Source organism: Brevibacterium sp. MGP-B1 (assembly GCF_057766545.1).
Genome location: NZ_CM173407.1, coordinates 998,600 through 1,022,562 on the forward strand (window position 1 = coordinate 998,600; position 23,963 = coordinate 1,022,562).

The window sequence follows — 23,963 nt, forward strand, 5'->3', positions numbered from 1 at the left end:
ATACGATGTCGGAACCTGCTGAAGAGCCCGTCCAGACCGGCGCGGGGGAAGACGAGATCGTCCTCCGAGCGCAGGGTCTGCGCAAGAGCTTCGGCCGCGGTGATACGGCAGTCGACGCTCTCGACGATATCAGCGTCGACTTCGAATCGGGACGATTCACCGCCATCATGGGGCCCTCCGGATCCGGAAAATCGACGTTCATGCATGTGCTTGCCGGGCTCGACCGTGTCGATTCGGGTTCGATCATCATGCGGGGTCAGGACATCACCCGTCTCAATGACCGGCAGCTGACTCAGCTGCGACGTGACCGCGTCGGCTTCATCTTCCAGGCCTTCAACCTCGTCCCGACGCTGAGCGCTGAACAGAACATCGAACTGCCGGTCTCGCTGGCCCGGAAGAAGATCGATCGCGAGTGGAAGGCCGAAGTGGTCGAACGCCTCGAACTCGGCGATCGTCTGCAGCATCGTCCGCACGAGCTCTCCGGCGGTCAGCAGCAGAGAGTCGCCGTGGCCCGGGCTCTGCTGACGCGGCCGGATGTCATCTTCGCCGATGAGCCCACGGGAAACCTCGACTCCCATGCCGGAGCGGAGGTCCTGTCCCTGCTCGGTCGGGCCACGACCCTGTACGGGCAGACGATCATCATGGTCACCCACGACCCCGTCGCGGCATCGCACGCCGGTCGGGTCGTCCTGCTCAAGGACGGACGAGCCACGGGTGAAGTTCGTCAGCCGACGCGAGAGAGCGTGGTCACGGCGCTGAGTGAACTGAGCTCTCTGTGATCGCAGTCGCCCTCGCGCAGATTCGGATCCACTGGGCCCGATTCCTCGCAATCGGCCTCGGCATCGCATTGGCTTCCGGATTCGTCGCAACCACCCTGGTCATCAACTCCTCACTGCAGGACAGCCTCGAACACGCCGTCGGCCGTTCTTTCGAGAAAGCCGACCTCACCGTCGTCCCGGACAGGGACGTTTTCGTCGGGGGAGACGAGGCCTCTCCGCTCCTGCGCCCCTTGGCCGAAGTCGACGGAGTGGATACCGCGTCGTTGTCGGCCCGCACAGTGACCACGGGACGAGGTGCCGCATTCTCCGAAAGCTCATTTGCGCTGTCTCCGGTGCCTGCCGATGAACGGCTCGACACGTTCGACATGGTCTCCGGTCAGCGACCGGAAGCGACGACGGACCTCGTGCTCGACACTCGCACGGCCAGCGATCTCAACGTCGGAGTCAGTGATGAGATTCGCTTCACCGTCGATGCGGTCCCGGTGGAGAGCGGAAACGATGACATGCCGATCTATCGGGGTCCGAGTCAGAGCAGCGTCACCTTCTCCGTCGTCGGCATCGCGGAAATGGGGCAGGATCCGGCGCTGCCCGGCGCCACTCGAGCGCTGACGACAGCATCGGGCTATCAGGAATATTTCGCTCAGCAGGGCGATGTCATCGCCATCCAGATCGCCCTCGAGAGCGGCGCGGACCCTGAGGCTGTGCGTGCTCAGCTGCAGAGGGTCATCGACGGTTCGGAACTGAGCGGCAGCCTCGAAGCGCTCTCCGTCGACGACGCCGTGAAGGCGAAGACCGATCGCCTCTCCGGCGGCAACGCCGTCGTGACCGGTCTCCTGCTCGTCTTCGCCGGAATATCCGTCATCGTCGCCATCCTCGTCGTCTCCAACACCTTCTCCGTCATCGTCGCCGGACGCCGTCGGGAGTTCGCTCTGCTGCGCTGCCTCGGCGCCACCCGCCTGCAGATGTACGGCTCGGTCGTGGCCGAAGGGCTCTTCGTCGGACTGCTCGGGTCCATCTTCGGTGTGCTCGCCGGGGTCGCCGGCAGCCGCGGACTGATGGCCGTGGCGGTGCGCTACTGGCCGCAGGAGTTCCCGTACGACACTCTCACCGTTCCCGTATCCGCCCTGGTCAGCGGTGTCGTCGTCGGTGCCTTGCTGACGATTGTGGCGACCATCCGACCGGCTCGCAGTGCCATCGCAGTGACGCCGCTCGAAGCACTCCAGCCCTTCGACGCCTCCATCTCACCGAGCACCCGCGCCCGCCCCCGCCATCTCGTGGGTTTCGGCTGCATCGGGCTGGGTGTGGTTCTCGTCATCGTCTCCGTCTATGCGGTGTCGGCTTCGCAGCTCTGGATCCTCGGTGGGGCGCTGGGTGGAGGGCTCGTGGTCACGGGACTGGTCATCAGCGCGGCGAAGATCATCCCGCCCGTCGTCGCCTGGACGGGGGAGGTGCTCTTCAGCCCCTGGGGCGTTCCCGGTCAGCTGGCGACCCTGAACACATTGCGCAATCCGCGTCGCACCGCGGCCACAGCCACGGCGCTCATCATCGGTGTGACCCTGGTGGCGACGATCCTCGTGGGCGGCATGTCGACGAAGGCGACGCTCAGCCACGGACTTGACCAGCGTTATCCCGTCGACATCTCCGTGCCGCGGTCGGGCCTCGTCGATGACGACCAACTCGACGATGTGCGCGAGATCCCCGGCGTGTCCACCGCGGTCATCGCCCACCGCGCCGAGGCGGTCGAAGACTTCAAGGGATCCCGCCCCGAGATCTTCGTCATCGACCCGGACAGCGCCGAGACCGTCCTCGGAGACGGCGCCGCCGATATCGTGTCCGGGCGGGTCACGGTCCCCGAAGACTATCCTTCACCGACAGTGCGGGTGAAAGGTCTCAACGAGATGAGCGTGCCCGCGCACAGGGACGGACTCTCCAGCCTCGCTTTCTTCACCACCCCCGACGTCGGCAACGATCTCGGCATCTCGGCGACGACGACGGCCGTGCTCGTCCGCCTCGACGAGGATGTCGACGTCGACGAGATCACCCGGATCCGCCAGTCCGTGGCCGAGACGCTCGACGTCTCCAGCGACGAGGTCGGCGGCTCGGCCGTCGCCCGGGGCGCCTATTCCGAACTCATCGATGTCATGCTGGCCGGAGCCGTGGCTCTGCTCTTCGTCTCCGTGGTCATCGCGCTCATCGGCGTCTCGAACACGGTCAGCCTCTCCGTCATCGAGCGCCGCCGGGAGAACGCGCTGATGCGGGCGCTGGGGCTGAGCATCGCGCAGCTGCGGACTCTCCTGGCGCTCGAGGCGGTGCTCATCTCATCGGTGGCCGCACTGCTGGGCCTCGTGCTCGGCAGCGCCCTGGGCATCGTCGGCACACGATTGGTCACCCACGACTATTCCACCGACCTCATCGTCGACTTCTCCGCGCCGTCCTTCCTCGGCATCCTCGGCGTGGCGGTCGTCGCCGGCATCCTCTCCGCTCTGGCACCGGCCAGGCGAGCGTCCCGACTCTCACCGGTCGAAGGTCTCAAACTCGACTTCTGATGGGCCCCGGACACCGAACGGGAAGTCGGTGTCTGATAGGAAAGAGCTCATGAACTCCGCGCGCATCCGCATTCTGATCGTCCTCGGAATCGTCTTCGCTGCCTTCAACCTGCGCCCCGGAGTCACCGGGCTCTCGCCTCTGCTCGATGCCATGGGCGACGAGATCGAACTGAGCGCGGTGTTCCTGGCCGTCATCGGCATGCTGCCGCCGCTGCTCTACGGCATCAGCGGCTTCATCACCCCGCGGCTCTATGCCCGCTTCTCCGGACTCGGCCTGACCTTGGCCGCCATGGTGATGGTCATGATCGGACTGGGTGTCCGCGCGGTCATCGATTCTCCGTCGCTGTTCCTGGCGCTGAGCGTGCTGGCCCTGCTGGGAATGGGAATCGGCAACGTCGTCCTCCCGCCCCTGGTGAAATCGTATTTCCCCGACAGAGTGGCCCTCATGTCGACCGTGCACGTCGGGCTCCTCCAGTTCGGGACGTTCATTCCGCCGCTCGTGGCGGTTCCCCTCGCCTCCGGTGTCGGTTGGAGAGGATCACTGCTCGTCTGGGCCGGATTCGCGGCTCTGGGTGCGGTCGTGTGGATCGTCATCCGCATCGTCAGGCCCGCACCCGCCGCCGAGGTGGCCGTCGCCGTCGTCGGGGGCAGTGAGCTCTCCCGCCTTCTGCGCAGCCCTCGGGCCTGGGCGCTGATGACGATGACGGGTCTGACGTCGTTCAACAATTTCATCCTCTTCACCTGGCTGCCGGGCCTGCTCACCCGCTCCGGGTTCGATGCTGCCTTCGGCGGGGCGATGCTGGCGCTGGTCACCGCCATCCCTCTCGTCCTCGGTTTCGTCCTGCCGACCCTGGCTCAGAAGATGACCTCGGCCTATCCCATCGTCGTCGGCTTCTGCCTCAGCCTGGCCGTGGGGTACCTGGGTCTGTGGCTGCTGCCGACAGCGGCTCCCGTGCTGTGGACAGTGCTGCTGGGCATCGGCATCTCCACGTTCCCACTCGCACTGACACTCATCACCCTCCGCGCACGAAACGCCGAAGCGGCGGCTTCACTGTCCGGTTTCGTCCAAGGCGGCGGGTACCTTCTTGCGGCCACGGGCCCGCTGATCTTCGCCTTTCTCCTCCAGAGCTTCGACAGCATGTGGCCGGCATTCGTCGTGGTGCTCGCCTCGGTGGCCGTCAAATTCTTCGTCAGCCACGCCGCCTGCCGACCCGGCGCCATCTGAGGCCCAGTGGGCATCCGTCTCGTCATGAGAGCGAAGATGACATCGGATTCGTCCTCGCCTCCCGGGCCCGAGTACTCTGTTCGAGTGACCCCGGAAGACTTGCAGACTGCACTCGCGCGCGCCTTGGCGACAGCCGAGGCAGGCCTCGTCGCACCGGGGTTCGCCGAGCAGATCGACGTCCTGGCTCCGACCCGTTCCGAACTCGGTGACTGGACGACGCCGGTGGCGCTGCGCGCCGCCGCTGCACCCGAGCAGCGGACCGAGCTCGCCGCACATCTGTGCACCGAACTGCGTGTTCTCCCCGAGGTGGGTGATGCCGTCATCGCCGGCCCCGGCTTCGTCAACGTGACCCTCACCCCTGCCGGCCGAGCACATTCGCTCAGCGACATCATCACCGCAGCGGGGGAGACCGATTCGATCGAGGGAGCGGAACATGACCGGTCGCCGCTGTGCACGCTGCTCGCCGCTGCGGACCGGGAGTCGGCTCAGGCTCCTGACCCCGGCGACGACGGCTGTGTGGTCGACCCGGTCGCAGTGAAGTTTCTGCAGCGCAGCCATGCCGCCGCCTGCCGGGAGCAGCGGCGGGCGCACCGGGCGGGAATCCCGTCCGAGGCCGTCGACGCGGCGAGACTCGAGGATCCGAGCGAGACTCGAATGCTCAATGCTGTGGCGGGACTGCCGTCAGCGCTGGAACGCTCGCGTCGCCTCGGCGAGAACGATCTGTTCGTCAACGCTCTTATCGACCTCGGCGATGCCGTCGAGGACTGGATCCGCCGCTGTCCGGTCACTCCGACGGTCGATGAGGACATCACCGTCACCCATATCTCCCGGCTCTTCGCTCTGAGAGCCGTCATCATCGTCCTCGCCGCAGGACTACGACAATTGGGCGCTTCGGCCCCGGAGAGGATCTGATGCCCGCACATATCGCAGGGACTCTGCACGCGACACCGGCCCCGGTGTGGCTGCCCTATCCCGATGACGTCAATGCGCTGCTGCCGAGTCTGTGGTCGGACAACGTCACGAAGACCGATGACGGAGTGCTCACGATCGCCGGTCATTCCGTGACAGACCTGGCCGAGCGCTTCGGCACCCCCACTCTCGTCATGGACGTCGCTGACTTCCGCAGCCGCGCCGAGGCCTACCTGAGCACGTTCTCCAACGCCTTCTCCGTGGAGAAGGGACTCGCGGGAGCCGATGTGTTCTACGCCGGGAAGGCCTTCCTCTGCACAGCTGTGGCCCGCTGGGTGTACGAAGCCGGACTCGGCCTCGACACCTGCTCCCTGGGTGAGATGATGGTCGCCCGGGCCGCCGGTGTCCCCGGGGACCGAGTCGGGTTGCACGGAAACAACAAATCGACGGCGGAGCTCGAATACGCCCTCGACTACGGCGTGTCCAGGATCTTCGTCGACAGCCTCGACGAGGTCGCACGTCTGGAATCCATCGCCGCGGCCAAAGCAACGGTCGCCCCGGTCATGCTGCGAGTCACGGTCGGCGTCGAAGCGCACACCCACGACTTCATCGCCACGGCCCACGAAGACCAGAAGTTCGGGCTCTCTCTCGCCGACGGCACCGCCGCCCGGGCGGCTCGTCTGGTTGCGGAATCCGAACATCTGCGTCTCGACGGTCTCCATTCCCATATCGGTTCGCAGATCTTCGACATCTCCGGATTCCAGGTCGCCGCAGCCCGCGTACTCGCCTTCCGAGCCGAGATCATGGGTGAACACGGCATCGACCTTCCCGATGTCGACCTCGGCGGCGGCTTCGGCATCCGCTACACCTCCCAGGACACCCCGATCCCGGTCGCGGAGATGGCTGCAGAGCTCGCCGCCGTCGTGGCCAAGGAATGCCGGGGCCTGGGCACGAGCGTCCCCAGGATCTCCATCGAACCCGGACGCGCCATCGTCTCCCCGGCGGTGTTCACCCTCTACGAGGTCGGCACCGTCAAACAGGTGAGCACGGACAGCGGCACTCGCACCTATGTCGCCGTCGATGGGGGAATGAGCGACAACATCCGCACGGCACTCTACGACGCGGACTATTCGTGCACGCTGGCCAACCGGAACTCGAACGCCGAGCCCGCGATCGTGCGTGTCGTCGGCAAGCACTGCGAATCCGGTGACATCATCGTCCGCGACGAATACATGGGCGCCGACGTCACCGCAGGCGATCTCGTCGCGGTCCCCACCACCGGGGCGTACTGCCGCTCGCTGGCCAACAACTACAACCATCTGCCCCGCCCGGGCGTGCTGGCCGTCGAGGCCGATAGAGTTGAGTGGATCGTGACCCCCGAAGACCACACGCAGATGTTCGCCACGGACCCGGGAATGGCCGGAGGAGGGGCGTCGAACTGATGAGTGAGAGAGACAAGAGCGGAAAAGGTGAGGAAATGCAGGCACTGAAGGTTGCCATGCTCGGGTGCGGAGTCGTCGGCACGGAGGTTGCCGCCCGAATCCAGAATCGGGCTGAGGGCCTGGCCGAGCGCATCGGCGCTCCGCTGGAGCTGAGCGCCATCGTCGTCCGCGATGCCGCGAAGGCCCGCCCGGGAATCGACGAGAAGCTGCTGACGACCGACGCCGAGGCGGCCATCGCCGGAGCCGATATCGTCGTCGAGCTGATGGGCGGAATCGAACCCGCCCGCTCGCTCATCACCGCAGCGCTGCGCCAGGGATCATCGGTTGTGACAGCGAACAAGGCTCTGCTGGCCGCCAGCTACGGCGAGCTCATGTCCGCTGCCGACGCCGCTGGCGTGCGCCTCGAGCACGAAGCGGCGGTGGCAGGGGCCATCCCGATCATCCGACCCGTCGGCGATTCGCTGGCCGGCGACCGGATCGAACGCATCATGGGCATCGTCAACGGCACGACGAACTACATCCTCGACCAGATGGACTCCGAGGGCTGGGATTTCGACCAGGCACTCACCGCCGCCCAAGGACTCGGATACGCAGAGGCCGATCCGACCGCTGACATCGGCGGACACGATGCGGCGGCGAAGGCTGCGATCCTGTCCTCTCTGGCCTTCCACGCACCCGTGTCGATCGACGACGTCCACGTCGAAGGCATCGAAGGCGTCACCGCCGAGATGGTCGAGACCGCCCGGGACCAGGGCTTCGTCATCAAACTCCTCGCCGTGTGCGAACGTGTGGCCTCATCACCGGCAGGCGCCGGACTCTCGGCGCGCGTCTACCCGGCGCTTCTCGACCGAGGCCACGCACTGGCATCCGTCCGCGGAGCCTTCAACGCCGTGTTCATCGAGGCCGAAGCCGCCGGCGAGCTGATGTTCTACGGACAGGGAGCCGGGGGAGCACCGACCGCATCCGCCGTGTTGGGAGACCTAGTGTCCGTGGCCAGGCGCAAGGTGCTCGGCGGTCGCGGACAGTACGAACGTCCCTTCCACGAGGACTACCCGATCCTGCCGATCTCGGCGATTACGACCAGGTACCACATCACCCTCGACGTAGTCGACCGTCCCGGTGTGCTCGCTGCGGTCTCCGAGGTCTTCGCCGATGAAGGGGCATCCATCGAACTGATGCGACAGACGATCGGGGACATCGACGACAACGGTGTCCAGCACGCGAAGCTCGTGCTGGCCACCCACTCGAACACCGACTCGACTCTGCAGAAGACGGTCGATCGACTCGTCGATCTGCCCGTCGTCCACACCGTCAAATCCGTGATCCGCGTAGAAGGACAGTGACTATGAACTACCGCAGACACCAGTGGCAGGGCGTCGTCGAGGAATACCGCAGCCTCCTCGACATCTCCGCTGACACTCCGGCCGTCACGCTCGGTGAGGGCGGGACCCCGCTGATCAGGGCGGAAAAGCTCAGCGCACGTACCGGTGCCCAGGTGTGGGTGAAGTACGAGGGGCTCAATCCGACGGCGTCGTTCAAGGACCGCGGTATGACGATGGCGATCACCAAGGCCGTGGCCCACGGCGCCAAAGCCGTCATCTGCGCCTCGACGGGCAACACCTCGGCCTCTGCCGCCGCCTATGCCACGAAGGCCGGACTCACCTGCGCCGTGCTCGTGCCCACCGGCAAGATCGCGCCGGGGAAGATGAGCCAGGCCATCGCCCACGGAGCGACCCTGCTCGAAGTCGACGGAAACTTCGACGACTGCCTGACGCTGTGCCGCAAGCTTTCGGAGTCCTACCCGGTCCACCTCGTCAATTCGGTCAATCCCGATCGCATCGAAGGTCAGAAGACCGCGGCCTTCGAAATCGTCGACGTCCTCGGAGACGCTCCCGACATCCATGTTCTGCCCGTCGGCAACGCCGGCAACATCACGGCGTACTGGAAGGGCTACAACGAATACCGCGAACACGGGATCTCCCAGCAGCTGCCTCAGATGTGGGGCTTCCAGGCCGCCGGTGCCGCACCGCTGGTGCTCGGCCACCCCGTCGACGAACCGGACACGGTGGCGACCGCCATCCGCATCGGCAACCCCGCCAGCTGGACGCAGGCCGAAGCGGCGCGTGACGACTCGGGCGGTCTCATCGATTCGGTCACCGACGACGAGATTCTCGCCGCCCACAAGATCCTGTCCAGCGAAGAGGGCATCTTCGTCGAGCCCGGTTCGGCCGCCTCGGTGGCGGGTCTGCTGAAGATGGCCGATGCCGGTCGGGTCCCTGCCGATGCGACGATCGCGGTGACCGTGACCGGTCACGGGCTCAAGGACCCCAGCTGGGCACTGCACACTGCCGACGGATCCGATATCGAGACCAAGCTGGTCTCCGTCGATGCCGTCAGCGCCGCACGCGCGCTGGGACTCGAGGACAGCTGAGGGTGCGCGTCCGACTCGAGGTCCCGGCCACCTCGGCGAATCTGGGACCCGGCTACGACTCGTACGGGCTGGCTCTCGACATCGTCGACACCCTCACCCTCACCGTCCACGACGCAGCGGTCGATCCTCACCGCTGCGTCGAGGTCACGGGGGAGGGCGCCGAGGTGCTGCCCCGGGACGGCTCGCACCTGATCATGCGCATCATCGGTGAGGTGCTCGACTCGGAGTTTCCCGCCGTCGCGGCGGAGTTGAGGCCGCGTCTGTCGCTGGAGTGCGACAACCGGATTCCTCATTCCCGCGGACTGGGCTCCTCGGCCGCAGCCGTCGTGGCCGGCATCGGCCTCGCAGCGGAGCTCGGAGCCTGGTCGACAGGAGTCGAGCTGAGCCGGGATCGGATCCTCGAGATCGCCACCGCCGTCGAGGGGCATCCGGACAATGCCGCCCCCGCGATCTTCGGCGGACTCACCGTCTCTCTGTCGGCGCCCGTGAAGTCGTGGCAGGTGCCGGTGCGCACCGTCGAGGCGGTCACCGTGCTTGTGCCCTCGTTCCGTCTTGACACCGAGGTTGCCCGTGGTCTCATTCCCGCCGGCATCGATCACGCGATCGCGGCCGACAATTCGGCTCGGGCGGGCCTGCTCGTCCACGGGATGAGCAATGACTCCCAGGTGCTCTTCGAAGCTACCCGCGACCAGCTCCATCAGGAGTTCCGCCGCGGCGCCTATCCGGAGTCGATGGCGCTGGTCGACGCACTGCGCGCCGAGGGTCTCCCGGCGGTCATCTCCGGCGCCGGACCGACGGTGCTCGTCCTCGCCGAGGCGGTGCCCGACGCCCTCGTGTCGGAAGGCTTCGTCGCTCAGCGCACCGCGATTGACCTCGGCGGTTATCGGGTGAGCCGAGAAATCTGAGGAAACGATTCGCCAGATCGTCTCCGAACAAGTAGACTGTGGGTGTTCCGACACGGCACGGCTTCCCGCTGTTCTTCACAGGTCCGTCGCCGATGTCATACATTCTGGAACATCTCCTGCTCATTCTTTAGCAGGTTTTCTTTCACAACGCACCGTCAATGGTGTTTCCGTCGCCGTGAGCAAACGGCACATGCCGCACGGCCGAAAGAGGGAGAAGGACCTTCGTGTCTGAAACCACCACTCAGGATTCCACCCCGCGCACAGGCAGCCTCACAGCGCTGCGGCTGCCTCAGCTCCAGGAAATGGCTGCCGGTCTGGGAATCAAGGGTTACCGTCGCCTTCGCAAGAGCGAACTGATCGACGCCATCAACAGCCACTCGGGCGGATCCGCTGAGAAGAAGTCCGCCCCCACCGAGAAGAAGCCCGCCGCAGAACCGGCCGCCAAGACCGAGAAGCCGGCGGAGAAGCAGGACGAGAAGAAGCAGGAGTCAACGAACCGTCGCTCCTCGCGTCGCTCTGCCGCTTCCGCGTCCGAGGACGCTCCGGCGCTCATCATCGAACCGGACTCCGAGTCCTCGTCGTCTTCGACGGCGAACGAGTCCGGTGCGGACCAGTCGGCGGGAGCACCCTCCGAGGAGAACAGCGGCGACCAGGATCGTCAGCGCTCTCGCCGCAGCCGTTCTCGCTCCCGGGGCTCCGAGTCCCAGACCGAGGGCAGCGACAGCAGCGGTGAGGAATCGGCCGACCGCGGTGGCCAGGATCGCTCCGGCGACCAGGACCGCTCCGACCGTGACCACCGCGGAGGACGCGACAACGACCGTCGCAGCCGGAACAACGACCGCTCCGATGACAACCGAGGCGGCAATGACCGCAACGGCGGCAACGGCCGGGGCAACAACGACCGGGACGGCGGCAACGATCGCGGCCACCGCAACGACCGGGGCGGCAACAACGACCGCAACGATCGTCGCAACCGCAGCAACGACGATGACGATCGCGGCAACAACCGCCGCGGACGGGGTCGTGACCGGAAGCGCCGCGGCCGTGGCAACGACGAGCCGGACATCCGCAACGACGATGTGCTCATCCCCGTCGGCGGCATCCTCGACGTCCACGACAACTACGCATTCCTCCGCACCTCCGGCTACCTGCCGGGACCGAACGACGTCTACCTTTCGGCATCCATGGTGCGCAAGAACGGTCTGCGCAAGGGCGACGCTGTCGCCGGTGCGATCCGTCAGCCGCGTGAGAACGAACAGCGGAACAACAAGCGCGAGAAGTTCGATGCTCTCGTCCGCCTCGATTCCGTCAACGGGCTCACCGTCGACGATGCCCGCAGCCGTGTCGAATTCTCGAAGCTGACTCCGCTCTACCCGCAGGATCGTCTGCGCCTCGAGACCACCTCGAAGCTGCACTCGACTCGTCTCATCGATCTCATCACCCCCATCGGCAAGGGCCAGCGCGGACTCATCGTCGCGCCTCCGAAGGCCGGCAAGACGACGATCATGCAGCAGATCGCCAACGCGATCACGGAGAACAACCCTGAAGCGCACCTCATGGTCGTCCTCGTCGACGAACGTCCCGAAGAAGTCACGGACATGCAGCGTGCGGTCAAGGGCGAAGTCATCGCCTCGACCTTCGACCGTCCGGCCGACGACCACACCACGATCGCCGAGCTCGCCATCGAACGCGCCAAGCGTCTCGTCGAGATGGGTTCCGATGTCGTCGTGCTGCTCGACAACATCACGCGCCTGGGACGTGCCTACAACATCGCCCAGCCTGCATCCGGTCGGATCCTCTCCGGCGGTGTCGACGCCAATGCGCTCTACCCGCCGAAGAAGTTCTTCGGTGCTGCACGCAACATCGAAGGCGGCGGCTCGCTGACCATCCTCGCCACCGCTCTCGTCGAGACCGGCTCCAAGATGGACGAAGTCATCTTCGAAGAGTTCAAGGGCACCGGCAATATGGAGCTGCGTCTGAGCCGTCAGCTTGCCGACAAGCGCATCTTCCCGGCCATCGACGTCAACTCCTCGAGCACCCGCCGCGAAGAGATGCTCATGACCAAGGAAGAGACGAAGGTCATGTGGCAGCTGCGCCGACTGCTCTCGGGCCTCGAACAGCAGCAGGCTGTCGAACTGCTCATGTCGAAGCTCAAGGAGACCGGCTCGAACGTCGAGTTCCTCATGCAGGTGCAGAAGACGACCCCGTTGCCGAAGTCGTCGACCGACAACAGCTGAGATGGTCGACGACACCCTCACGGCCAGCGTCAGCGCACTGCTCGATGAGCACGCCCGGGTGCAGGAGGAACTCTCCGACCCCGCGGTCCACGCTGACGCCGGCCGGGCCAAGAAGCTGACCAGGCGGTACGCGGAACTCGACAAGGTCGCCGCGGCCGTCCGGCACTTCGCCCAACTCGAAGCCGACCACGCAGCCGCCGTGGAGCTGGCCGAGGACGATGCCGACTTCGCTGCGGAGGCCAAGCGTCTGTCCGGAGAGATGGAGACGGCCGAGGGTGAGCTCAAGGAACTCCTGGTACCCAGCGACCCGGATGACTCCCGAGACGCCATCATCGAGATCAAAGCCGGCGAAGGCGGGGACGAATCCGCACTGTTCGCCGGTGACCTGCTGCGGATGTACCAACGGTGGATCGACTCGCGCGGCTGGTCGAGCCAGATCCTCGACGCCACGCATTCGGATCTCGGCGGATACAAGGACGTCACCATGGCCGTCAAAGCGAAGAACGACGGCGCCTACGGCTGGGTGAAGTTCGAAGGCGGAGTGCACCGTGTCCAAAGGGTGCCGGTCACCGAATCGCAGGGACGTATCCACACCTCCGCAGCCGGTGTGCTCGTCTTCCCCGAAGTCGATGAACCCGAAGAGATCCAGCTGGACGAACACGATCTGCGCATCGACGTCTATCGCTCGTCCGGACCCGGCGGCCAGTCCGTGAACACCACGGACTCCGCTGTGCGCATCACGCACCTGCCGACCGGAATCACCGCGAGCTGCCAGAACGAGAAATCCCAGCTGCAGAACAAAGACGCAGCGATGCGCATGCTCCGCGCTCGGATCTTGGCCAAGCAGGCCGAAGAGGCCGCAGCGGAAGCCGCAGACATCCGTCGTTCACAGGTGCGCACCGTCGATCGCTCGGAACGCATCCGCACCTACAATTTTCCGGAGAACCGGATCACCGATCACCGCACCGGATACAAGGCCTACAATCTCGATCAGGTGCTCGCAGGCGACCTCGATCCGGTCATCGGATCCTGCCGCGACGCCGACAAGGCCGCACGCCTCGACGCACTGGGGGAGTGACCTGGACACCGTCAGGCCGACTCTCGTCTCCGGCCTTCTCCGCGGGGCGACCACGCTCTTCACCGAAGCAGGCATAGCGAGTCCCGAAGCGGATGCGCTCGAACTGCTCGCCCACGCATGGTCGATCGACCGGGCAGCTCTGAGCCGCCGCCGTCTCTTCGACGAACCCGTGCCGGAGTCGGTGAGGACTCGATTCGCCGAACTCTGTGACCAGCGGCGCCGGCGGACACCGCTGCAGCATCTCACCGGCATCGCCCACTTCCGGCATCTGCAGCTGCAGGTGGGCCCCGGAGTCTTCGTGCCCCGTCCGGAGACGGAGCTGCTCGCCGGAGCCGTTCTGACCGAACTGTCCGAACTCGCCCAAACTGACTCGACGACGAAGAACGACAAGGCTCGGCGACCCTTCGTCATCGACCTGTGTTCCGGTTCGGGAGCGATCTCCCTGTCCGTTGCCACTGAATTCGACCACGTCGACGTCCTCGGCGTCGAACGCGAACCCGCCGCCCTGGAATGGTCGCTGACGAACCTCGAGCAGTGCCGCCTCGGCGAGTCGACGGTCGAGTTCATCTCCGGTGATGCGACGACGATCGCGAAGGCCCGGCTCGATCTGTGCGGGCGTGCCGACATCGTGGTGACGAACCCGCCCTATGTTCCCGATTCCGCCGTGCCGCGGGACCCGGAGGCCGCCGAACACGATCCCGCGGCCGCGCTCTACGGCGGGGATTCGGGCTTGGAGATTCCGGGACTTATCATCAGTCAAGCCGAGCAGCTGCTGCGACCCGGCGGACTCTTCCTCATGGAACACAGTGAGGAACAGGGCGAAGGGGCACGGGAACTCCTGGCGGCCACGGCCAGTCTGCGACACGCCTTCACATTCCAGGACTACACTGGACGCGACCGCTATACAGTGGCGCGCCGCGAGGCGTAGGGGACCGCGGAGACCAATCCCGTGCCCCGCACGGCCCAGCACCGAGACCACACCGAACATTCGAAACGGAGAACTCGTGTCGAGACGATTCGACGTCAGCCAAGAAGAGATCCGTGAACTCGTCTTCGACGAGTGCGCGCGAGTCGTCGACACAGGCAACCTGCTCGTCATCCCCACCGATACGGTCTACGGGATCGCCGCCGATGCCTTCAGTGCATCGGCCGTTGCGGCTCTGCTCGCGGCCAAGGGCCGGGGTCGGAACATGCCGCCTCCGGTTCTCGTCCCACGCGCGGAGACCATCTTCGGTCTCGTCGACGGGGTCGATGAGACTGTGCTGGCACTGACCGCGAAATTCTGGCCCGGACCGCTGACGATCATCGCGAACGCTCAGCCCTCCCTCGATTGGGACCTCGGTGATACCCACGGAACAGTCGCCGTGCGCATGCCCGACGACGAGTCGGCGCTGGCCCTGCTCGGCCGCACCGGGCCGCTGGCCGTGTCGAGTGCGAACATCTCCGGACAGCCCGCCGCCCGGACCGCCGACGAAGCGCAGGAGATGCTCGGCGACGATGTCGACATCTACGTCGACGGGGGTGCCCGCGAATCGGGCAGGTCATCGACGATCATCGACCTCAGCGGCGACGTGCCCCGCATCCTGCGCCGCGGCCCGATCACCGCCGAGGACCTGCGCGAAATCGTCCCCGAACTCATCGACCTGGACGGCTGAGTGCGCGCCTACCTCTTCATCCTCGTCGTCTCCGCCCTCGTGGCGTACCTGCTGACCCCCATGGTCAAGCGGGTGGCCGAACGAGGAAAGATCTTCTCACCGCTGCGTGACCGCGACGTCCACTCCATTCCGACGCCGAGGCTGGGCGGAGTCGCGATGTTCGGCGGGCTTCTGGCCGGCCTCATCTTCGCCTCCCAGATGCCCTTCCTCAATCGGATCTTCGTCGAATTGGGCCCGATCGTCGGAATCGCCGGAGCCGCCGGCCTGTTGTGTCTGCTCGGAGTCATCGACGACATCTGGGACCTGCATTGGATGGCGAAGCTCGCCGGTCAGGCTCTCGCCGCAGGCTTCATGGCGATCAAGGGAGTGGCGCTGCTGTCGATTCCCTTCGGCGGAGTCATCATCGGCTCCCCGCGGATGTCGATCATCGTCACGGTCCTCGTCGTCCTCGTGACCATCAATGCGGTGAACTTCGTCGACGGACTCGACGGTCTCGCCGCGGGTGTCGTCGCCATCGGCGGCAGCGCCTTCTTCATCTACTCCTACTGGCTCGCTCGTGACGCTTCCCCGGAGTCGTATGCGAACCTCGCCTCGCTCATCATCGCGATCCTCGTCGGCGCCTGCCTCGGTTTCCTCCCGCACAACTTCAATCCGGCGAGGATCTTCATGGGCGACTCCGGGTCGATGCTGATCGGCCTGCTGCTCGCCGCCTCGACGATCAGGGTCACCGGCCAGGTCGACCCGGCGCTGATCGGCCAAGAGCGAGCGTTCGCCACATTCATGCCGATCATCCTGCCGGTGGCCGTGATGTTCCTGCCGCTGCTCGACCTCGGACTGGCCGTGGTGCGCAGGCTGCGTGCCGGACAGTCTCCGTTCTCCGCCGATGCCAAACACCTCCACCACCGGATGCTGCGCCTGGGACATTCCCACGCGCGTGCGGTGCTCATCCTCTACACCTGGACGGCGCTCATCGCCTTCGGATCGGTGCTGCTCCTGTTCAAGGGCTGGCTGTTCTCGGCCTGTGTCATCGGCGGCCTCGCTGCCATCACCCTGATCTTCACTTTCTATCCCCTTCGCATGCGTCAGAAAGCCAGAGAGGAAATCTCGTGACCGACCCGACACCGCGCCGAGAGACTGAAGTCGAAGCAGCCTGGACCCGAGTCTGGAGGACACTGCTCATACGGGGCATCATCCTCGTCCTCGTCGTCGCGGCCCTCGGAATGGGCATCGGCTGGCTGGTCTCGGGGATGACGGGACTCGTCGGCGGAGCCGTCGGCGGGGGACTGGCTGCGGTCTTCATCATCATCACCCTCGTCGTCATGTACGTCGGACGGAACATGGGACTGACCGCGATCGCCGGGTTCCTCGGCATCGGGTTCCTCTTCAAGGCTTTCATCTTCATGATCGTCATCTGGCGCATCAAGGATGCGGCCTGGCTCGACGGCACGGTCGCCTTCTTCACGATCGTCGTCGCGGTCATCGGCTCCTCGCTCGTCGAGGCGATCACCGTGGTCAAGGGACGCGTTCCCTATGTCGATCCGGAGGCGAGATAGGCGAGCGGAGGCCAATCGTCGCTCCCATCTGAGACGCGTCGTGGGGTGAGGCGCAAGACGAATGACGTGTCGTATAAAATCGTTGACAGAAATTGCACAGAGAAGCCTGATGAATTTGTCGGTCACTCTCTACAGTTGGTAGAGTAGACCCGGTGCTTGGGCGGATCTTCGCCCTTTGTCGCTCCTGAACCTCAAGCCTCGCCATCAGTGCGGGGCCAAGGCCAGGCCATCAGGGCCCTTGACCATGGGAGAGTAGTAAAAACGTGGGAACACTCAACGCCGCGAACACAACAGTCAGTGCTGCAGAAGGCGGCTTCCACGCACCGTCGATGGCTGAGTTCTTTCCAGCCTCGTTCCTCTTTGAGGGCACTCCGTTCGAAATGAACCGCGTGATGCTCATCCGCATCATCGCCACTGTCGCCGTCGTTGTGCTTCTGGCCGTCTGGGCCAAGCGCATGAAGCTCATTCCGTCCCGCTTCCAGTCGAGCATGGAGCTCGCCATGGAATTCGTGACCGTCGGCATCGCCGAGGACACGATGGGCAAGGAGAAGGCCAAGAAGTTCATGCCGCTCATCGTGGCGATCTTCTTCGGAATCCTCTTCTGGAACGTCACGAAGCTCATCCCGTTCCTCAACATGCCGGGCACCGGCGTCATCGGCATGCCGATCGTGCTGACCCTCGTGGTCTATGTGACCTACCACTGGGCCGGCATCGCAGAGAAGGGGCTCGGCCGCTACCTCAAGGATTCGCTCATCCTGCCCGGCGTCCCGCCGGCAATGCACATCCTGCTCATCCCGATCGAGTTCATCACGAAATTCGTCACCCAGCCGTTCACTCTGGCGATCCGACTCTTCGCGAACATGATGGTGGGCCACCTCCTGCTCGTCCTCTGCTTCTCCGCCACGAGCTTCTTCCTCTTCGACGCCGCCAACGGATTCCAGTTCTTCGGCATCGTCACCTTCGCCGGCGGCATGTTCGTCTTCATCCTGGAGATGCTCATCGTCGTGCTGCAGGCCTACATCTTCGCTCTTCTGTCCTGTGTGTACATCAATGCCGCGATCTCGGACGAACACTGAGATCGCACCCAGTCTGTAACCCCCTAGTGTTACAAAGCCGGGCCAACCACCCGGCTGCCATATGAAAGGAAAAGCATCCTATGGATACGCTCGCTGCAGTTGAGATCACCGGTAGCCTCAGCACCATCGGCTACGGCCTCGCCGCAATCGGCCCCGGTGTCGGTGTCGGCATCGTCATCGGCAAGACCATCGAGGGAACCGCCCGTCAGCCCGAAATGGCCGGCGCCCTGCGCGGAAACATGTTCCTCGGTATCGCTCTGATCGAGGCCCTGGCCCTCATCGGTATCGCCACCCCGTTCTTCCTGCCCTGATCTCGAAGAGGACTGAAAGATGACTCCGGTAAACATCGTCGCCTCCGCGGAGAACCCGCTTCTCCCGGCGCTGTACGACATCGTCTGGAGTGCCGTCTGTCTGCTGATCGTCTTCCTGGTTGTCTGGAAGTACGTCCTTCCCGCCTTCAACAAGACCCTCGACGAGCGCGCTGAGCGCATCCAGGGTGGAATTGAGAAGGCCGAGAAGGTGCAGGCCGAAGCCGATCAGGCTCTGGCCGAGTATCAGAAGCAGCTCGCCGACGGTCGTGCCGAAGCTGCACGACTGCGCGCCGAGGCTCAGGAAGAAGGCGCCCAGATCATCGCCGACATGAAGGCCCAGGCTCACTCCGAGGCTGATCGCATCATCGCTCAGGCACAGACCCAGATCGACGCCGAACGTCAGTCCGCCATGGTGCAGCTGCGTTCCGAGGTCGGCACTCTTGCCACGGACCTGGCATCGCGCATCGTCGGTGAATCACTCACCGATGACCAGCGTTCGGCCAATGTGGTTGATCGCTTCATCTCCGATCTCGAGTCCAACTCGTCCGCGCAGCCGGTCAAGGGGGCGTGATGCTCCAGTCGAGCAGATTGTCCCTGCAGGCCGTCCTCGAGACCGCGAATTCCGAGATCTCCGGGGGAGACCCCCGACAGATCGGTGAGGAGACTCTGGCACTCGTCGGCGTCCTCGCCGAGAATGTCGGACTGCGCAAGGCTCTGGCAGACTCCTCCGAGTCGGCCGAGAGGAAGCAGCAGCTGCTGCGGACTCTGTTCTCGACTCGGATCACGGATGCGGTTCTGCGTATCAGCGACAAGGCCGTCGGTCATCGTTGGGCGCGGACCCAGGACCTCGTCACCAGCCTCGAAGTCGCCGGTGCGACAGCAATCGCCGCTGCCGCACAGGCCGACGGGAAACTGGGACAGGTCGAAGAGGAGATCTTCCGCTTCGCGCGTCTGCTGGAATCCAACCACGAGCTGTCCCGCGCGCTTGATTCGCAGGCCACCGATGAGAGCAAGCGCGCTCTCGTCTCCGACCTGCTCACCGGCAAGGCACAGCCAGACACCATCAAGCTGGTCGAACAGGCAGCTCTGCACCCTCGCGGACTCCGCGTGGCGAAGGCGCTCGATCAGTACAGCGATATCCTCGCCGCCCGCCAGCAGCGGTCGGTTGCGGACGTCACCGTCGCCAGACCTCTGAGCGAGTCGCAGACCGAAAGGCTGCAGGCGGCATTGTCGGCCAGCTATGGTCGCGAACTCGTCCTCAATGTCCAGGTCGACCCCGATGTTCTCGGGGGAGTCCGGGTGCAGGTCGGCGACGAGATGATGAACTCGACCGTGGCCGATCGACTGGCCGATGTGCAGCGCAAGCTCGCAGGTTGACACTAGTGGCCGGCTTCTCCGGCATCGGCGGCCCACCGGTCGTCGGACGCAAGATTTGAGTAAAGGAAGCAGGGAAACCAGATGGCGGAACTGACAATTCGCCCGGAAGAGATCCGGGACGCTCTCGGGAAGTTCGTGGATTCGTACAACCCGGAGAGCTCGGAAAAGACCGAGGTCGGCAAGGTCGTCACCGCTGGTGACGGTATCGCTCACGTTTCGGGCCTGCCCGGCACCATGGCCAACGAACTCCTGCGGTTCGAAGACGGCACACTGGGCCTGGCACAGAACCTCGACGAACGCGAGATCGGCGTCGTCATCCTCGGCGAGTTCTCCGGAATCGCCGAAGAGCAGAACGTGTACCGCACCGGCGAGGTCCTCTCGATTCCGGTCGGCGACGGCTACCTCGGCCGTGTCGTCGATCCGTTGGGCCGTCCCGTCGACGGACTCGGCGACATCGAGACGGTCGGCCGCCGTGAGCTCGAGCTCCAGGCCGCCGGCGTCATGGACCGCCAGGAAGTGCGTGAACCGCTCCAGACCGGCTACAAGAGCATCGACGCGATGATCCCCGTCGGCCGTGGTCAGCGTCAGCTGGTCATCGGTGACCGCAAGACCGGTAAGACCGCTCTGGCGATCGACACGATCATCAACCAGAAGGCCAACTGGGAGACCGGAGACCCGAAGAAGCAGGTCCGCTGCATCTACGTGGCCGTCGGCCAGAAGGGCTCGACCATCGCCGGCGTTCGCCGTTCGCTGGAAGAGGCCGGAGCGCTCGAGTACACGACCATCGTGTCTTCGCCTGCCTCGGACCCAGCGGGCTTCAAGTACCTGGCTCCTTACTCCGGTTCCGCAATCGGCCAGCACTGGATGTACGACGGCAAGCACGTCCTCATCGTGTTCGACGACCTGTCGAAGCAGGCTGAGGCTTACCGCGCCGTGTCCCTGCTGCTGCGTCGTCCGCCGGGCCGTGAAGCCTACCCCGGCGACGTCTTCTACCTGCACTCGCGTCTGCTGGAACGCTGCGCGAAGCTCTCCGATGAGCTCGGCGGCGGTTCGATGACCGGTCTGCCGATCATCGAGACGAAGGCCAACGACGTCGGTGCGTTCATTCCGACCAACGTCATCTCGATCACCGACGGTCAGATCTTCCTGCAGTCCGATCTGTTCAACGCCGGTCAGCGTCCCGCTGTCGACGTCGGTGTGTCCGTGTCTCGAGTCGGTGGTGCCGCTCAGACGAAGGCTCTCAAGGGAGTCTCGGGCACGCTGAAGATCTCGCTGGCCCAGTACCGTTCGCTCGAAGCCTTCGCGATGTTCGCATCCGATCTCGACGACGCGACCAAGCGCGATCTGGCCCGGGGCGCGCGTCTGACCGAACTGCTCAAGCAGGGTCAGTACGCTCCGATGCCGTTCGAGAAGCAGACTGTGTCGATCTTCGCCGGAACCAACGGCTACCTCGACGAGATCCCGGTCGACGACGTTCTCCGCTTCGAGTCCGAACTGCACGATCACATCGAGCGCAAGACCGGTATCTTCACGACCATCCGTGAGACGCTGAAGCTCGACGACGACACGACCGAAGAGCTGAAGAGCGTCCTGGCCGAGTTCACCCAGAACTTCGCCAGCTCGGACCAGAGCGGTTCGAAGGCCGGCAGCGAAGACACCGCAGCCGCGTCCTCCGACGAGGTCGAGCAGGAGCAGATCGTTCGGCAGAAGCGTTGAACCTGTTCCGTAACGGCGAAAGGAAGAACTGATGGGAGCCCAGCAGAGGGTCTTCAAACAGAAGATCCGCTCGACCCAGTCCTTGAGGAAGATCTTCAAGGCGATGGAGCTCATCGCTGCTTCGCGGATCCAGAAGGCCATTGCCCGCTCGCAGGCCGCAAGCCCGTACGCGAACGCCCTGACCCGGGCCGTGTCGGCAGTGGCCAGCGAGTCGAACGTGGACCACGTTCTCACCACGGAGTCGGACAACGTCAAGCACGCTGCCGTCCTCGTGATCGGACCCGACCGCGGATTCGCCGGTGCCTATTCGGCGAACCTGCTGCGCGAAGCCGAGGAACTCATTCGGCTGCTGCGCAACGAGGGCAAGAGCGTCGACCTGTTCACGATCGGCAGCAAGGCCAAGAACTACTACACCTTCCGCGATCGCAAGATCGAGAAGTCCTGGACAGGCATCTCCGAGAACCCGCTGGCCGAACACGCACGTGAGATCGGCGAGGCGCTGTTGGAGAACTTCGACCCGGAGTCGGCCGACTCCGGGATCGACGAGATCTACATCGTCTTCACCCGTTTCGTCTCCAGCGTCACGCATGACCCGGAATACCGGCGACTGCTTCCGCTGGAGGTCGTCGATGCAGAAGAGGCATCGACCGGCGGACAGGCTGGGGAATCGTCCGATGCACCTGCGTTCCCGCTCTATGAGTTCGAACCGAGTGCGGAGGCTGTGCTCGACGCACTGTTGCCGCGATACATCGATTCGCGGATTCTGTCGGCGCTGCTCAGCGCAGCAGCATCCGAGCAGGCCTCGCGACAGGCGGCGATGAAGACAGCCACGGACAACGCGGATGATCTCATCAAGACCTACACCCGGTTGGCCAATACGGCTCGCCAGGCGGAAATCACCCAGGAACTCACCGAGATCGTCGGTGGGGCGGATGCCCTCGCGGCATCGGCAGCCGGCGACTGACCGGCGAGAGCAGAGAGAAAGAGACCATGACTGCCACAGCAACGGAAACCTCTCCGGCACAGGGCACTGCCCTCGGCCGGATTTCCCGAGTCATCGGCCCGGTTGTCGACATCGAGTTCCCGCTCGACTCCGTGCCCGAGATCTACAACGCACTGACCGCGTCGGTGGAACTGTCCGAAGGAACCCGGAAGCTGACCTTCGAGGTCGCACTTCACCTGGGCAACGGACTGGTCCGCGCAGTGTCGCTGCAGCCGACCGACGGACTTGTCCGCGGACAGGAAGTCGTCGACACCGGCGCACCGATCTCCGTTCCCGTCGGAGACGTGACCAAGCACCACGTGTGGAACACCACCGGTGACTGCCTCAACCTCGCCGACGGCGAGGAGCTGGAGATCTCCGAACGGTGGCCCATCCACCGTCCGGCACCGTCCTTCGACGAGCTCGAGTCCAAGACCGAGATCCTCGAAGTCGGCATCAAGAGCATCGACCTCCTGACCCCCTATGTCCAGGGTGGAAAGATCGGTCTGTTCGGCGGCGCCGGCGTAGGCAAGACCGTCCTCATCCAGGAGATGATCTTCCGTATCGCGCACAACCACTCGGGCACCTCGGTGTTCGCCGGTGTGGGCGAGCGTACCCGTGAGGGCAACGACCTCATCATGGAAATGGATGAGGCAGGAGTCTTCAAGGACACCGCACTGGTGTTCGGCCAGATGGACGAGCCGCCAGGCACCCGTCTGCGCGTGGCGCTGTCGGCGCTGACCATGGCGGAGTACTTCCGCGATGTGCAGAACCAGGACGTGCTGCTGTTCATCGACAACATCTTCCGTTTCACCCAGGCCGGTTCCGAGGTCTCGACCCTGCTGGGTCGCATGCCCTCGGCCGTGGGCTACCAGCCCAACCTGGCTGACGAGATGGGTCTGCTGCAGGAGCGCATCACCTCGACGCGTGGTCACTCGATCACGTCGATGCAGGCGATCTACGTTCCCGCCGATGACTACACCGACCCGGCGCCTGCGACGACATTCGCCCACCTCGACGCGACGACGGAGCTCAGCCGTGACATCGCTTCGCGCGGTCTGTACCCGGCGATCGACCCGCTCGCATCGTCCTCGCGCATCCTCGACCCGCTGATCGTCGGTGACGAGCACTACCGCGTGGCCAACGAGGTCAAGGCGATTCTGCAGAAGAACAAGGAGCTGCAGGACATCATCGCCATCCTCGGCGTCGACGAACTCGGTGAAGAGGACAAGCTCGTCGTTCACCGTGCACGTCGCATCGAGCAGTTCCTCTCGCAGAACACCTACACCGCTGAGAAGTTCACTCAGGTTCCCGGTTCGACCGTGCCGCTTGCCGACACGATCGAAGGCTTCTCGAAGATCTGCTCGGGCGAAGTCGACCACATCCCGGAGCAGGCATTCTTCAACGTCGGCGGCCTCGACGACGTTATGCGCAACTACGAAGAGATGCAGAAGTAAGCCATGGCGACGCTCGAAGTGAATGTCGTGGCTGCTGACCGCGAGGTATGGGTCGGTGAGGCCAAGCGCGTCATCGCCCGTACCCTCGACGGCGAGATCGGCATCCTGCCGGGCCACGAGCCCGTGTTGGGTGTCGTCGCCGACGGCGAAGCACGGATTCTCACCCCGGACGAGGACACCATCAGGGTCAAAGCCGATGGCGGATTCCTCTCGGTGGAGAACAACCGTGTGATCATTGCCGCTGATCAGGCCGAACTTCTCTGATCCGCAGGTTACACTGGCAA

22 protein-coding genes are annotated in these 23,963 nt (G+C 64.8%); all 22 read left to right on the forward strand.

The annotated features are described in order from the left end of the window. The first annotated feature begins 5 nt into the window (after positions 1-5). The 22 genes from AC3CD9_RS04595 (at position 6) to AC3CD9_RS04700 (ending at position 23,943) form a co-directional block, all read left to right on the forward strand. Positions 6-779, forward strand: a complete 774-nt coding sequence (locus tag AC3CD9_RS04595) for an ABC transporter ATP-binding protein (protein ID WP_488366534.1) — start codon at positions 6-8, stop codon at positions 777-779. Continuing rightward, positions 776-3,325: an ABC transporter permease gene (locus tag AC3CD9_RS04600; protein ID WP_488366535.1), complete on the forward strand. Its 2,550-nt coding sequence runs from the start codon at positions 776-778 to the stop codon at positions 3,323-3,325. The genes AC3CD9_RS04595 and AC3CD9_RS04600 overlap by 4 nt, the downstream gene beginning before the upstream one ends. 49 nt (positions 3,326-3,374) lie before the next feature. Next, entirely contained in the window at positions 3,375-4,550 is a 1,176-nt protein-coding gene (locus tag AC3CD9_RS04605) for an MFS transporter (RefSeq protein WP_488366536.1), read from the forward strand. Positions 4,551-4,634: 84 nt separating this feature from the next. Next, the gene (locus AC3CD9_RS04610) at positions 4,635-5,462 is read left to right on the forward strand and encodes a DALR anticodon-binding domain-containing protein (protein ID WP_488366537.1); all 828 of its coding nucleotides are present in this window, start codon (positions 4,635-4,637) and stop codon (positions 5,460-5,462) included. Further along, complete coding sequence (gene lysA / locus AC3CD9_RS04615; RefSeq protein WP_488366538.1) at positions 5,462-6,901, forward strand: diaminopimelate decarboxylase; 1,440 nt, start codon at positions 5,462-5,464, stop codon at positions 6,899-6,901. The genes AC3CD9_RS04610 and lysA overlap by 1 nt, the downstream gene beginning before the upstream one ends. A 35-nt stretch (positions 6,902-6,936) precedes the next feature. Continuing rightward, entirely contained in the window at positions 6,937-8,244 is a 1,308-nt protein-coding gene (locus AC3CD9_RS04620) for a homoserine dehydrogenase (RefSeq protein WP_488366539.1), read from the forward strand. A 2-nt stretch (positions 8,245-8,246) separates the two neighbouring features. Continuing rightward, positions 8,247-9,332: a threonine synthase gene (gene thrC / locus AC3CD9_RS04625; RefSeq protein ID WP_488366540.1), complete on the forward strand. Its 1,086-nt coding sequence runs from the start codon at positions 8,247-8,249 to the stop codon at positions 9,330-9,332. 2 nt (positions 9,333-9,334) lie between these two features. After that, entirely contained in the window at positions 9,335-10,237 is a 903-nt protein-coding gene (thrB, locus tag AC3CD9_RS04630; RefSeq protein WP_488366541.1) for a homoserine kinase, read from the forward strand. A 224-nt stretch (positions 10,238-10,461) separates the two neighbouring features. Beyond that, positions 10,462-12,474: a transcription termination factor Rho gene (gene rho, locus AC3CD9_RS04635; protein ID WP_488366543.1), complete on the forward strand. Its 2,013-nt coding sequence runs from the start codon at positions 10,462-10,464 to the stop codon at positions 12,472-12,474. 1 nt (position 12,475) lies between these two features. Further along, positions 12,476-13,552 (forward strand): peptide chain release factor 1, encoded by a 1,077-nt coding sequence (prfA, locus tag AC3CD9_RS04640; RefSeq protein WP_488366544.1) that lies wholly within the window; start codon positions 12,476-12,478, stop codon positions 13,550-13,552. A gap of 1 nt (position 13,553) precedes the next feature. After that, positions 13,554-14,480: a peptide chain release factor N(5)-glutamine methyltransferase gene (prmC, locus tag AC3CD9_RS04645; protein WP_488367502.1), complete on the forward strand. Its 927-nt coding sequence runs from the start codon at positions 13,554-13,556 to the stop codon at positions 14,478-14,480. A 76-nt stretch (positions 14,481-14,556) separates the two neighbouring features. Next, positions 14,557-15,207 (forward strand): L-threonylcarbamoyladenylate synthase, encoded by a 651-nt coding sequence (locus tag AC3CD9_RS04650; RefSeq protein ID WP_488366545.1) that lies wholly within the window; start codon positions 14,557-14,559, stop codon positions 15,205-15,207. Further along, on the forward strand, positions 15,208-16,317 hold the full coding sequence (locus AC3CD9_RS04655) for an MraY family glycosyltransferase (protein ID WP_488366546.1): 1,110 nt from the start codon (positions 15,208-15,210) through the stop codon (positions 16,315-16,317). Next, a complete protein-coding gene (locus tag AC3CD9_RS04660) occupies positions 16,314-16,760 on the forward strand; it encodes a Cg1360 family ATP-synthase-associated protein (RefSeq protein WP_488366547.1) in 447 nt (148 codons plus the stop codon). Before AC3CD9_RS04655 ends, AC3CD9_RS04660 begins: the two co-directional genes overlap by 4 nt. 263 nt (positions 16,761-17,023) lie before the next feature. Further along, positions 17,024-17,836 carry a F0F1 ATP synthase subunit A gene (atpB, locus tag AC3CD9_RS04665; RefSeq protein ID WP_235355140.1) on the forward strand — a complete coding sequence of 271 codons (813 nt, stop codon included), beginning with the start codon at positions 17,024-17,026 and terminating at the stop codon, positions 17,834-17,836. An 80-nt stretch (positions 17,837-17,916) separates the two neighbouring features. Further along, positions 17,917-18,147, forward strand: a complete 231-nt coding sequence (gene atpE, locus AC3CD9_RS04670; protein ID WP_139907920.1) for a F0F1 ATP synthase subunit C — start codon at positions 17,917-17,919, stop codon at positions 18,145-18,147. 19 nt (positions 18,148-18,166) lie between these two features. After that, the gene (locus tag AC3CD9_RS04675; protein WP_039210678.1) at positions 18,167-18,718 is read left to right on the forward strand and encodes a F0F1 ATP synthase subunit B; all 552 of its coding nucleotides are present in this window, start codon (positions 18,167-18,169) and stop codon (positions 18,716-18,718) included. Then, on the forward strand, positions 18,718-19,524 hold the full coding sequence (locus AC3CD9_RS04680) for a F0F1 ATP synthase subunit delta (protein WP_488366548.1): 807 nt from the start codon (positions 18,718-18,720) through the stop codon (positions 19,522-19,524). The genes AC3CD9_RS04675 and AC3CD9_RS04680 overlap by 1 nt, the downstream gene beginning before the upstream one ends. 81 nt (positions 19,525-19,605) lie before the next feature. Further along, entirely contained in the window at positions 19,606-21,240 is a 1,635-nt protein-coding gene (gene atpA / locus AC3CD9_RS04685) for a F0F1 ATP synthase subunit alpha (protein ID WP_139907924.1), read from the forward strand. Positions 21,241-21,271: 31 nt separating this feature from the next. Continuing rightward, the gene (locus AC3CD9_RS04690) at positions 21,272-22,204 is read left to right on the forward strand and encodes a F0F1 ATP synthase subunit gamma (protein ID WP_139466984.1); all 933 of its coding nucleotides are present in this window, start codon (positions 21,272-21,274) and stop codon (positions 22,202-22,204) included. Positions 22,205-22,230: 26 nt separating this feature from the next. Continuing rightward, positions 22,231-23,679 carry a F0F1 ATP synthase subunit beta gene (atpD, locus tag AC3CD9_RS04695; protein WP_025776912.1) on the forward strand — a complete coding sequence of 483 codons (1,449 nt, stop codon included), beginning with the start codon at positions 22,231-22,233 and terminating at the stop codon, positions 23,677-23,679. A 3-nt stretch (positions 23,680-23,682) separates the two neighbouring features. Then, complete coding sequence (locus AC3CD9_RS04700) at positions 23,683-23,943, forward strand: F0F1 ATP synthase subunit epsilon (protein ID WP_488366549.1); 261 nt, start codon at positions 23,683-23,685, stop codon at positions 23,941-23,943. The last annotated feature ends 20 nt before the right edge of the window (positions 23,944-23,963 follow it).

Excerpts from the sequence above, each read along its gene's own strand:
- AC3CD9_RS04595 (WP_488366534.1), top strand. The coding sequence starts at position 6 with ATGTCGGAACCTGCTGAAGAGCCCGTCCAGACCGGCGCGGGGGAAGAC.
- AC3CD9_RS04605 (WP_488366536.1), top strand. The coding sequence starts at position 3,375 with ATGAACTCCGCGCGCATCCGCATTCTGATCGTCCTCGGAATCGTCTTC.
- lysA (WP_488366538.1), top strand. The coding sequence starts at position 5,462 with ATGCCCGCACATATCGCAGGGACTCTGCACGCGACACCGGCCCCGGTG.
- AC3CD9_RS04620 (WP_488366539.1), top strand. The coding sequence starts at position 6,937 with ATGCAGGCACTGAAGGTTGCCATGCTCGGGTGCGGAGTCGTCGGCACG.
- thrC (WP_488366540.1), top strand. The coding sequence starts at position 8,247 with ATGAACTACCGCAGACACCAGTGGCAGGGCGTCGTCGAGGAATACCGC.
- prfA (WP_488366544.1), top strand. The coding sequence starts at position 12,476 with ATGGTCGACGACACCCTCACGGCCAGCGTCAGCGCACTGCTCGATGAG.
- atpE (WP_139907920.1), top strand. The coding sequence starts at position 17,917 with ATGGATACGCTCGCTGCAGTTGAGATCACCGGTAGCCTCAGCACCATC.
- AC3CD9_RS04675 (WP_039210678.1), top strand. The coding sequence starts at position 18,167 with ATGACTCCGGTAAACATCGTCGCCTCCGCGGAGAACCCGCTTCTCCCG.
- AC3CD9_RS04680 (WP_488366548.1), top strand. The coding sequence starts at position 18,718 with ATGCTCCAGTCGAGCAGATTGTCCCTGCAGGCCGTCCTCGAGACCGCG.
- atpA (WP_139907924.1), top strand. The coding sequence starts at position 19,606 with ATGGCGGAACTGACAATTCGCCCGGAAGAGATCCGGGACGCTCTCGGG.
- AC3CD9_RS04690 (WP_139466984.1), top strand. The coding sequence starts at position 21,272 with ATGGGAGCCCAGCAGAGGGTCTTCAAACAGAAGATCCGCTCGACCCAG.
- atpD (WP_025776912.1), top strand. The coding sequence starts at position 22,231 with ATGACTGCCACAGCAACGGAAACCTCTCCGGCACAGGGCACTGCCCTC.
- AC3CD9_RS04700 (WP_488366549.1), top strand. The coding sequence starts at position 23,683 with ATGGCGACGCTCGAAGTGAATGTCGTGGCTGCTGACCGCGAGGTATGG.